Source organism: Type-E symbiont of Plautia stali, assembly GCF_059731115.1.
On sequence record NZ_AP035908.1, the window covers coordinates 23,164 to 34,768 of the forward strand.

The 11,605-nt window shown below is 54.8% G+C and carries 9 protein-coding genes; 3 read left to right on the forward strand and 6 right to left on the reverse strand.

What is annotated here, in order from left to right:
- Positions 1-24 precede the first annotated feature (24 nt).
- The 3 genes from AC6I8L_RS24615 (at position 25) to AC6I8L_RS24625 (ending at position 3,338) form a co-directional block, all read left to right on the forward strand.
- Complete coding sequence (locus AC6I8L_RS24615; protein ID WP_498014828.1) at positions 25-1,086, forward strand: sugar phosphate isomerase/epimerase family protein; 1,062 nt, start codon at positions 25-27, stop codon at positions 1,084-1,086.
- Positions 1,087-2,238, forward strand: a complete 1,152-nt coding sequence (locus AC6I8L_RS24620; protein ID WP_058962527.1) for a Gfo/Idh/MocA family protein — start codon at positions 1,087-1,089, stop codon at positions 2,236-2,238.
- A gap of 119 nt (positions 2,239-2,357) precedes the next feature.
- Entirely contained in the window at positions 2,358-3,338 is a 981-nt protein-coding gene (locus AC6I8L_RS24625) for a LacI family DNA-binding transcriptional regulator (protein ID WP_058962528.1), read from the forward strand.
- 4 nt (positions 3,339-3,342) lie between these two features.
- Here AC6I8L_RS24625 and AC6I8L_RS24630 read toward each other — a convergent pair whose 3' ends face one another.
- The 6 genes from AC6I8L_RS24630 to AC6I8L_RS24655 all read right to left on the reverse strand — a co-directional run bounded on the left by AC6I8L_RS24630 (position 3,343) and on the right by AC6I8L_RS24655 (position 11,598).
- Entirely contained in the window at positions 3,343-4,188 is an 846-nt protein-coding gene (locus tag AC6I8L_RS24630) for a sugar phosphate isomerase/epimerase family protein (RefSeq protein WP_498014830.1), read from the reverse strand.
- A gap of 210 nt (positions 4,189-4,398) precedes the next feature.
- Positions 4,399-6,144: an ABC transporter ATP-binding protein gene (locus AC6I8L_RS24635; RefSeq protein WP_072226646.1), complete on the reverse strand. Its 1,746-nt coding sequence runs from the start codon at positions 6,142-6,144 to the stop codon at positions 4,399-4,401.
- Positions 6,141-7,856, reverse strand: coding sequence for an ABC transporter ATP-binding protein/permease (locus AC6I8L_RS24640; RefSeq protein WP_498014832.1), 1,716 nt, complete (start codon positions 7,854-7,856; stop codon positions 6,141-6,143). The genes AC6I8L_RS24635 and AC6I8L_RS24640 overlap by 4 nt, the downstream gene beginning before the upstream one ends.
- A gap of 46 nt (positions 7,857-7,902) precedes the next feature.
- Positions 7,903-9,000 (reverse strand): ABC transporter substrate-binding protein, encoded by a 1,098-nt coding sequence (locus AC6I8L_RS24645; protein WP_498014834.1) that lies wholly within the window; start codon positions 8,998-9,000, stop codon positions 7,903-7,905.
- Between the two features lie 15 nt (positions 9,001-9,015).
- Entirely contained in the window at positions 9,016-11,142 is a 2,127-nt protein-coding gene (locus AC6I8L_RS24650) for a TonB-dependent siderophore receptor (RefSeq protein ID WP_058962442.1), read from the reverse strand.
- Between the two features lie 150 nt (positions 11,143-11,292).
- On the reverse strand, positions 11,293-11,598 hold the full coding sequence (locus tag AC6I8L_RS24655; RefSeq protein ID WP_236699805.1) for a chorismate mutase family protein: 306 nt from the start codon (positions 11,596-11,598) through the stop codon (positions 11,293-11,295).
- Between the last annotated feature and the right edge of the window lie 7 nt (positions 11,599-11,605).

Sequence of the window (11,605 nt, forward strand, 5' to 3'; positions counted from 1 at the left end):
TTTGTTGTTACTGGAGGTGGTTTTTTGAAAACGTTAAAAGGTCCGGGCATTTTCCTTTCACAGTTTATCGGCGCTGATGCCCCGTTCAATTCACTGGAAGGACTGGCGAAATGGGCATCCGCTTTGGGATTTCAGGCATTGCAGATCCCGTGCAATCACCCAGCGATATTTGATCTGCAACGCGCAGCCACCAGCCAGACTTACTGCGATGAAGTGCTGGGATTGCTGAAGCAGTATGGCCTCAGCATCAGCGAGTTATCGACGCATCTGGAAGGGCAGTTGATTGCCGTGCATCCCGCGCATGATGCCGCTTTCGATAATTTTGCACCGTCACACCTACGCGGCAAGCGGGAAGCGCGCACGGCCTGGGCGATCGAGCAGGTTAAACATGCCGCAGTCGCCTCCAGTAAACTTGGACTGACTGCCCATGCCACTTTCTCTGGCTCGCTCGCCTGGCCCTATGTTTACCCGTGGCCGCCGCACAACCCGCAGTTGCTGGATGAGGCCTTTAAGGAACTCGCCCGTCGCTGGCAGCCGGTGCTGGATGTTTACGATCAGCATGGCGTGGATGTGTGTTACGAATTACACCCAGGCGAGGACCTGCACGATGGCGCTACCTTTGAGCGTTTCCTTGAACAGGTGAACCACCATCCTCGTTGCAATATCCTGTTTGATCCCAGCCATCTGCATCTTCAGCACATTGATTACCTGCAGTTCATCGATATCTATCACTCGCGCATCAAAGCCTTCCACGTCAAAGATGCGGAGTATCAGCGCAACGGCCGCAGCGGGATGTATGGCGGCTATCAAAACTGGATCGATCGCGCCGGGCGTTTCCGTTCGCCAGGCGACGGGCAGATTGATTTCAAAAGCATCTTCAGCAAACTGGCGCAGTACGATTTCAACGGCTGGGCGGTACTGGAGTGGGAATGCTGCCTGAAAGATGCGGAAACCGGTGCAAGGGAAGGCGCTGAATTCATTCAACGTCACATCATTCCGGTCGCCAGTCGGGCATTTGATGATTTTGCCGCGCAGGATGACAGCGGCAGTATCCGTGCGCAGCTCGGACTTAATGAGGAGTCGTAAATGATTAATGTTGGGATTATCGGCAGCGGATTTATCGGCCCTGCGCACATTGAGGCTCTAAGGCGCCTTGGCAATATTAATGTTGTGGCACTGTGCGACTCCACGCTGGAGAAAGCACAAGCACAGGCGGCGCAATTGCACGTGCCGCACGCCTATGGTGACGTTGTCACCTTTTTGCAGCATCCAGACCTGCATGCTGTGCACAATTGCACGCCAAACCACCTTCATGCCGCCATCAATAAGCAGGTTTTACTCGCCGGCAAGCACCTGTTCTCGGAAAAACCACTTTGCATGACGATGGGCGAAGCGCGTGAATTAGTGGCACTGGCAGAACAGGCTGGCGTGGTCAACGGAGTCAGCTTTGTGTACCGACAGTTTGCCATGGTCCAGCAAGCCGCGAGCATGGTGCGCAGCGGCGAAACGGGCCGCACCTTTGCCGTTCAGGGCAGCTACTTACAAGACTGGATGCTGGAAGAGACGGATTACAACTGGCGTGTGGAGGCCGACAAGGGCGGTGCATCGCGTGCAGTTGCGGATATCGGTTCTCACTGGTGCGACACTGTACAGTTTGTTACAGGCCGCAAGATAGTGGCGGTGATGGCCGACCTCGCCATCGTCTGGCCAACCCGCAAAGCCAATCTAACCGGGCAGGCCACCTTCAGCGCGCAGACGCAGCAGGCCCAGTATCAGGATTGTCAGGTGAATACGGAAGATCTGGGCTTTGTGCTGCTGCGTTTCGATGATGGCAGTAAAGGCTGTTTGAGCGTGTCACAAGTGGCGGCGGGGCGCAAAAATCGCCTCTATCTGGAGGTGAACGGCTGTCAGGCCTCGCTGGCGTGGGATCAGGAAGTGCCACAGCAGTTGTGGGTCGGTCATCGTCATCAGGCCAATCAAACCCTGACGGACGATGCAACATTGATGAACCGCGATGTTGCCGCCCGTGCCCGTTTTCCTGGCGGGCACATCGAAGGCTGGCCAGATGCATTTCGCGCCATGATGCAGCAGTTTTATCAGGCGGTGGAGAAGGGTGAGATGCCGGCGCAAGATGAACGACACTTTGCTGACTTCAGCGACGGCGCGCAGGTGATGGCCATCGTTGAGGCGATTGTAAAAAGCCACCGCGATCAACGCTGGGTCGACGTTCGCATTTGACACACAGGCGCGTTCCGGCGCGCCTGATCTTCCGCATTAGCCACCCTGCCTAACTTATTGTCACGCGTCGATTTATGGTAGCCTGCAATTCAGAAACTGACGCAGGAAGTTGAGTCATCATGTCCATTCAGAAAATCGCGAAGCTGGCCGGTGTTTCCGTGGCCACGGTGTCACGCGTGCTTAATAACAGTGACACCGTAAAGGATAAAAACCGGGATAAGGTGCTGGAAGCCATTAAAGCCAGCAACTACCAGCCAAATCTGTTAGCCCGTCAGCTGCGTACGGCGCGGAGCTCCATGGTGCTGGTGCTGGTTTCTGATATCTCCAACCCGTTTTGCGCTGAAATTGTGAAAGGTATCGAAGAGCAGGCCGAGCAGAATGGTTATCGCATTCTGTTGTGTAACTCCGGATCGGACATCAATCGCTCCCGCTCAAGCCTGCAACTGCTGGCAGGCAAAATGGTCGATGGGGTGATCACCATGGATGCCTTCACCACCCTGACTGAACTGACACAGCTGATTGGCAACATGCCCTGGGTGCAGTGCGCCGAATACGCCGATGCCGGCGATATCTCCTGTGTGGGCATCGATGATGTCCATGCTTCGCGCCAGCTGGTGGCGCATCTGGTGGCCAGCGGACGTAAACGCATTGCCCTGATCAATCATGATTTGAGCTATAAGTACGCCCAACTGCGTCAGCAGGGCTATCAGCAGGAGCTGGAACAGCGCGGTCTGTCCTGGCAGGCGGTGAATTACGCCAGTGATCTAAGCTACAACGCTGGCAAGCGTGCGATGGAAGCGTTACTCAACGCCGACACGCAACCGGACGCTGTATTTGCCGTATCGGACACGCTGGCGGCCGGGGCGATGGCCGCCATCCAGGCCGCTGGACATCAGGTGCCACAAGATATCGCCGTTGCGGGCTTTGACGGCTCGGAACTGGCTGAAATGATCTCTCCGCCTTTGACGACCATAGCGCAGCCCTCGCGCGATATCGGGCGGACCGCGTTCAGCCTGCTGCTGCAGAAGATAGACGATCCGCAATCGCCAACTGAACGCGTCATGATGGACTGGCGCCTGATCGTGCGCGCCAGTGCCTGATTGCTTAATGCGGCAGTTTTTCCAGCGCCGCACGCAGATTCTGATGTGAAGTGGTGATGATGCTCCAGGCATCCTTCGGCTTGTCGTGCTCGATGATAAACCACTTCACGCCGCTGGCTTTGGCGGCAGGCAGAATGGTTTTCCAGTCCAGCAAGCCTTCGCCCAGCGGCGCAAAATTCATCTCATCGTCGCGGATACCAATCGACGCATTATCCTTGGCGTGAATCGCATAGATCCGTCCCGGATACTCTTTCAAAAGGCGCGCCGGATCCTGACCGCCGCGTGAAACCCACGCCGCGTCCATCTCCAGTTTCAGATTTTCTGCCCGTGAATGATTGAAGATGATCTCCAGCGCGGTCACGCCATCGTACTTTTTCATCTCGAAATTATGATTGTGATAGGCGAGCTGCATGCCGTCTTTACGCAGTTTCGCGCCGAGTTTATCCAGGCGTTGTGCATAGTCTATCCATGCTTTGGTGCTGTCCGGGCGATCTTCCGGTTTGATCCACGGAACCACGATGGTGTGATTACCCACCGCTTTATTGAACGCCACGGTCTGCATGTAGTCGCTCTCCAGTGCCGTTAATTGCACGTGGGATGAGGTTACGGTCAGGTGATTTTTATCCAGCAAGGATTTCAGTTCTTTGGCTGCCAGACCCTGCGTGCCTACCAGCTCAACGTGCTCGAAGCCCGCTTTATGGGCCATGGTGAACTGTTCTGCCGGGGTGCCGACATTACGTAAGGTGTACATCTGCAGTCCAATTTCATCTTCAACACCTGCTGCTGACGCCTGCGAGGGCACAGCACTCAACATGGATAATATCCCAGCTAAAACCATCAATTTTTTCATCTTAATTCAGCTCCTTATCATAAGTAATCGATTACAAACTAACTTAAAGTAATCGATTACAAAATTATGCGTGCCGATTTTGTGATCTGTATTCAGATTATGGGGTGATCAAATTCAAAGAGAATGGTGACGCCAGAATTTGAGGCGTCACCAGCGTCATCATGAGGGTGTACGTGCTACTGAACCTTACAGCACGCGATAGGCGAGTGCTTACTTTGTGTGTGGATTCTCCAGCAATGCTGAAAGAGATGTGCCTTCAGCGGTTAACGCATCAAAGCTGCCCGCTGCTGCGATTCGTCCGTTGGCGAGCAGCAGAATGCGTTCGGCGGATTTGAGCATCGGGATACGATGCGCGATCATAATAAGGGTGCAGGTTTTAGGAAGAGACTCAAGGGCGGCAAGGATCATGCGCTCATTTTCCCCATCTAAACCGGCAGAGACTTCATCCAGTATTATCACCGGTGCGTCACTGACTAAAGCTCGTGCCAAAGCGATACGCTGACGCTGGCCTCCCGACAAGTTTTCGCCTCCTTTAGTGCAGATGGTTTGATAGCCCTGTGGCAATTTGCAGATGAATTCATTCGCACAGGCGGATTTCGCTGCCTGTTCAATCTGGCTAAAGGTGGCATCGGGGCGGCCCAGGCGAATGTTGTTCTCAATGGTATCGTTAAACAGCCAACTCTCCTGCGATACCCAGGCAATCTGCTGTCGCAACGTCTTCAGGCTAAATGCCGACAGGTCTGTGCCATTGAGTGAAAGCGTGCCTGATGTCGGATCGTAGAAGCGCAGCAATAAATAGGCGAGGGTGGTCTTACCGCTGCCTGACATACCCGCGATGGCTACTCTTTCTCCCGGTTCAATGGTGAAGCTCAGGTTATTCAGCACTGGGGTATCGCTTTGCGGGTAACAAAAACTGACGTTGTTAAATTGCAGTCGATGCCCCTGAGGATTTATTGACGCCAGGCCGTCATGAACCTGTTCAGGTAACTGCTGGAGTAAAAAGATGCGCTCGGCACTGGCTCTCAATGCGCCCCATTGCCCGCCGACCTGCAAAACTTCCAGCAGAGGAACGATTGCCGCGGCGCCGATACTGAGGATAAACGGCAGCCAGGCGAGCGACAGTCCTGCGTCATGAGAGGAGTTAAGACTGGCCACAAGCAGTGCAATCAGTGAAAGCGCCATCAGGCCATCCCGCAATCCCTGCTCCAGTCCGTTACGCGCCCCGTATTTGCGTTGTGCGTTGTTTAATCTGGCGTTGGCCTGCTGCAACGTCATGCTGTAGCGACCTTCAGCACCAAACATCTGAATGTCTCTCCAGCCCTGTGCGAGTTCGGCAATATGGCTGTTTAACACGCTTTTGCTTTCTGCGACGGCTTTTCCCTGTTTTTTCGCCCATCGCGCAGAGAACAACGGCGCCAGGACAATCATCAACACACAAGGCAAAAAAATCACACACAGCCAGGGGCTCACGAACAGCAATATGACGAGGGCAATCCCAGGCATCAGAAACGCGGTGAGGTAGTCCACCAGCATGTGCGCATAAAAACGCTCCATCAGCTCGGCATCGCTGGTGGCTGTCGCCGCGATATCCCCCATACGATGCTGATTTGAACGTCCGGGTGTGGTGCGTGCGATGCCATCAAAAATGCCCATTTGCAGCGTTTCAATCAGTGCGAAGGCCAGGTCATGTGATAACCACGCCAGAGCCCAGCGGGCCAGGGCGGTCAGCACCACGTAGAAGGCCAGAACAGCGGTGAAGAACCACAAGGTATCGGGCGATGAACCGCTGAGCACCAGGGTGCAGATCCAGCCCGCGATAATCATGCAGGTGAAGGTTGTGCATTGCGCTACGATCCCTGCTGCCAGTGTGGAGAAGAGCCGAGACTGATGTGCCCTGAGGGGCGAAAGCAGCGCTCGCCAAAGTGATGGGGCAACGGGAGGCGTGTTGGTGTTCAAAGGATTGTCTCCTGCGATTGAAGCAGCGAAGCGTAATAGCCGTTTTCAAACTTCAGACGGGAGGGTGAACCCTGTTCGATGATGTCACCGTCCTGCAGCACCACGATGTGATCGGCTTGCGCAATGGTGTTCAGCCGATGTGCAATGCTAATGAGTGTGCAATGACCGCTGAGTGATGAGATGACCCGTTGGATGGCTGCCTCGTTTACGACATCAAGATTCGAGGTGATTTCATCCAGAATGAGAATAGGGGACTGTTTGAGCAACGCGCGCGCGATGGCAAGCCGTTGCCGCTGCCCGCCGGATAACAACGCACCATTTTCACCCACCAGTGTATTCAGGCGCTGAGGCAGTGATTGAACCCACTCTGCCAGTTGCGCCTGATGCAATGCCTGCCAGATTTCCGCTTCAGTGACGTCAGGGCGGCCCAGCCGCAAATTTTCAGCCAGGGTGCCGTCAATCAAGAAAACCTGCTGCGACACCCAGCTGATACGACGGCGAAATGCGGCAATCGAAAGCTCACTGATCGGCTCATCCCCTAAAAAAATCGCGCCTGATTGCGGTGCGATAAATCGGGTGATCAGCTGAAACAGCGTGCTCTTGCCCGACCCTGAAGGTCCGATAAAGGCGGTGTGGCGATTCTCTGCAATGGTCAGCGTCAGGTTGTTGAAAAGCGGCTGATGCTGACCTGGCCAGCGATAAGTGATCGCCTCTAAATACAGTGTGTTGCCAGCCGGCATCGGGTGGGGAAAGTCAGGATCGTGGAGGGTGGCAGTGGAGGCGGCCAATTCCTGCATTGCCGGGCGCATCTCCTGCGCGGCCCACAAGGTATGGAATACCGTTTCCAGTTGAAGGATAGGGCGAAACGCCTCCCAGGTGATAAACAGCGTCATTAGCAACAGGGCGGGATCCACAGTACCCTGCATGGTGCGCCAGGCGTTGATGATAAGAAGCCCGGAAGTACCGAGTAGCGATACGAAGCGAGTGATACCGCCACGCATCATCGTCACTCGCAGGGTTGTCATGGATTCGCGGCGGAGTGATGCCGCGTGGTCTGCTATTTTGGCGCGAAAGCGTGGCACAGCATTACAGGCTTTCAGTGTCAGCATGCCGCGTAGCGCATCCATCAAATCCTCTGCAAAGTGCTGCATGGCGGCAAACACACCCACAATATGCCGACGTTGCTGACGCATAAACAGATGATCCATCATCGGGCAGGCTACCAAAAAGAGCAGCAATATGGCCCCTGAGAGCAGGTCGAAACTGGCCAGGGTGATCACCGTGGCGGCACCGCTGAGTAAAGCCAGTAGCAGTGCGGGCAGATAGCGGCTGTAAAATCCTTCCATCACTTCCACGCCCTCAACCAGCGTGGCCTGTAATTTTGCCGCTGAATGGTGTTGCATGATATCAAAGCCAGGTGTCAGCAGAGGGCGAAACAGCTGCAGACGCAAACGGGTACGGACATTTGCAGCTAACTGCTCGGTTTGCATGGCCCTGAAACCCATCAACGCGGCCCTGAGCAGTGCATTTCCCGTCAGCATCACAATCAGCGTCATAAGCGTATTCGATGTGGATGCGTTCAGCTCCATGATCAATTGCGTGAACAGCAGTGCCTGTAGCAGGTAGCTTACGGTAATCAACACGCCTGACAGCAGGTTGAGTGTTAGCGCAGGAAGGATCTGCGCCGTCAGAAGCTTCAAGGGTGATTTCATCGTGGTTTCCCCGAGGGCAGCGCCAAACAGCGCTGCCCTGCAGTGCTTATTGCGCAGGCAGTGCCGTCCAGAATGTGCCCTTTAGCGGCACCGACAACCACTTGCTGGTTACGGTGTTTAGCGTCGCCTCAGGGTGCACATCAGCAAACAGCGCGGGATGGAACATTTTCGCCATGGCCTCGATCCCGACGAAATAGAGCGGGCTGTCGAAGAAGAATAACCAGACGCCACCCGTATGCCCGGCTTTGACCGCTGGTAAATGGGCGATTTCTGGCGCGGTCAGGAGATGCTGACTGCTCTGGGCGACCTGCTTTGCATCGACTCCGGTGCCGATTTGTAATCCGTCGCGGCTCACGGCGGAGCCACCGCCCATCAGATAAAAATCAGGGTTACGTGACAGGATGTATTCCGGGTTCAGTTTGCCGATCGGCGCGCTCAGCATGTCGGCGCCAATGTTATGTCCCCCTGCCGCAGCAATGAAATCGCTCATATTGCTGGGTCCCGAGGTAAAGCAGCAATCGCCCTTACCCGGATTGAGATGGAAAAATACCGAGGGACGATCGCTGACATTCGCCAGGCGTTTTGCAACCTCATCCATATGCTGTTGCCAGAACGCGATCACCTGATCGGCCTGCGCCTCCTGACCGAGTAACTGACCGAGCATCTTCAGGCTTGGCACGGTGTTCACCAGCGGTTTGCGGAAGAAATCAACAAACACATAGGGGATGTGGGCAGCATCCAGAGCATCGAGTCCCGGTGGAATCGGTCCATACAGGGTGAAGATCACCAGATCGGGTTTAGCCGCGATCGTCGCTTCCATTGAAAAGGTGCCGCTGTTCATGGTGCCCAGCACCGGTAAGTGGCTGGCCGCGGGATACTGTTTTTTTATCGCCTCCCAGGTGGCCGGTGAGTAGCGCTGGAGATCGTCTCCCCAGCCCACCAGATTATGGAAAGGATCTTTCTCCAGCAGCGCCAGCGTAATGATGTGGCGACTCTCTCCCAACACCACGCGTTTTGCTGGTCCAGGCAGAGTCACTTTACGCTGCAGCATATCGGTGACCGTAATCGCTGCCCACGCTGAAGAAGCACTGCACATCAGGCAGAGTGCGCATAGCCACATTATCAGGTTGGATTTTCTCATCATGATGTTTTCCTTAACTTACCAGCGATAGGACAGGGTGGCGCTTAACGAGCGGTCATAACCCGTGGTGCAGGTGGTGGTTGAGCAACTGACCCAATAATGTTTGTTAAGCAGGTTATTGGCGTTGAGCGCCACATTCAGTCCATGGAGATGGGCATTGATCTGTCCCAAATCGTAGTGAATGGCGGCATCAACCAGGGTGTAGTCCGGTACTTTGATGGTGTTGTTGGTGTCAGCCCAGGTCGAGCCGACATAGCGCACACCCGCGCCTAAGCCCAGTGAAGCCAGCGGGCCACTCGCAACGGTGTAATTGCTCCACAGAGAGGCCATGTGTTCAGGCATGGCGGTGGGCGTTTTGCCCTGTACACCGGCCACCGTGGTCTTGCTGGTCTCAAGATTGTTCCAGCTGTAACTGGCAATCAGTTTCCAGTCGTCGGTGAGGTTGGCGGTGGCTGAGGCTTCAATTCCCTTCGAGGTGACCTGTCCGGTCTGAATTTTGTTCAACGTATTGTCGGGATCGGTGGTCTGCACGTTGTCTTGCGTCAGGTCGAACCATGCCAGCGTAAATAGTGCGTCAAACTGTTCTGGCTGATACTTCACACCGACTTCCCACTGTTTGCCGGTGGTGGGTTTGTAGGCGTCTCCATAGAAATTGGTGCCCAGCACTGGCGCGAATGAGGTGGCATAACTGACATAAGGTGCCACCCCGATATCCGTTATCCAGCTTAAGCCTGCCCGCCACGTAAAGCGCTGATCGTCCTGCGAAGTGTAAGTTTCGTTGAGACGGTTTTTGGTGTTCACCGAAGCCCAGTCCTGACGCGCAGAGAGGTCGAGGTTCAGATGCTGGAACAACGCGAGGCTGTTAGAGAGGTAAACGCCGGTTTCGTTAGCATTCTGCTGCGTGCTGGTATACGGCGAGGTTGTCGGGAAGCGACCATTACCCGTCGGCTGGTAAATATCAATGCTGCTGGCCCGGCCATAGTTCAGATAGTAATCCTCCCCGGTGTGGCGGAACGACACGCCCGCAACACTGGAACCGTGCACGGGCCCTGCATCCCATTCGGTCTTGAGGTTGTTATCAGTGGCGAAGACTTTCCCTTTAATACCGAACTCATAGGCGACGCGATTCAGCGTGCGCATGTCCGCCGCCAGCGACGCGCCTGAAAGCGTTTGCGTCATCAGGTCGGTTTCGGTGTAGCGGCTGGCAGAATGGAAGGTCCAGCGGTCGCCAAAATGGTGGTCCAGTTCGTAACCCAGATTGCTCTGGGTCATATGGTTATCGAGATTGGTCCCATCAAGATAACTGTTGCGGTTAACCTGCCCGTTAGGGTTGCTGAGTAAGGTGCCATACAGCGGCAGGTAAGGGCGTGGCGGGCCAAATTTATTGCGGCTAACCGAGGCCAATACGGTCAATGAGGTGTCTGCATCGGGGCGCCAGGTCAAGGAAGGCGCCAGGTACAGGGTGTCATCCGGGACGTTGTTGAACTGGGTATTGCTGTCACGCCCCACACCCACCACGCGATAGAGCAGTGTTTTATCATCGTTAAGCGGCCCGGAGGTGTCGAACTGGCCCTGCATGCGGCCATGACTGCCGGTCTGAATGGCCACTTCATGCTGTGCATTTAACGTGGGACGCTTGCTGATGGCGTTGATAATACCGCCTGGCGATCCTGCGCCGTAAAGGAAACCATTGGGGCCACGCAGCACGTCCAGTTGTTCCAATCCGTAAGGTTCGTAGCGGACGTAGGACTGCTGAGTGGTGGATCGCAATCCATCCAGCAAGGTCCCGTTCAGTGTTGAATCAAAACCACGGATGTTGAAGTAGTCAAAGCGGGACGAGATCGCAGAGGTTGAGGCATACACTCCCGGAGTGTATTGCAGGGCCTGGGTGGTGCTCTGCACGTTACGATCGTCCATTTCGCTGCGGGTGATCACCGATACTGACTGGGGCGTGGCGAGAAGGGATTCATTGGTGCGGCTCCCCGTTGTGCTGGTCTGTGCAACATAGCCTTTTTCTGGTGCCGTTTTGCTGTCTGCCGTGACTTGCAAGGTATCTTCTGCCAGCGCGCAATGAGCATGGATTAACAGCGCAAGGCAGGTAAGGGGCGTGGTCCAGCGCGCCCAATTTTTATTATTGTTTTCCAAGGTATTCTCCACAATAGAAGCGACTTTTTTGTCGGCTAAAAGTGTGTCAGTGAGAATGTGGACAGACAATCAGCAACACTTTCGCTTGCCGAACTCTTTCTTTAGAAAAAAATGCAAAATGAAACTTCCCGGTGTGGCCGGGAAGTTTATTTAGGATCTGTGCTGATTCTGCTGCCAGTAGAGGGTTTGCGTTTCGATATACCAGGGGATGATGCGATGGAATAAGCCGATGACAAAGTGTGGATCTAATCCTTTCTCCACGGCCCACCTCTGACGTTCGCTCAGCATGCGCTCAACACGATCGGGAGCAGGAATACTTTCCAGATTAGGTTTAAATTGTGCCGCTGACAGAACGTACTCCATTCGTTGCTGCAACAGGGACACGATGTGGTGATCGATAGCATCAATTCCGGCGCGAATCTCCATCAGGTTTTTACACTCATTAGCGGCGATCACAGAAGCT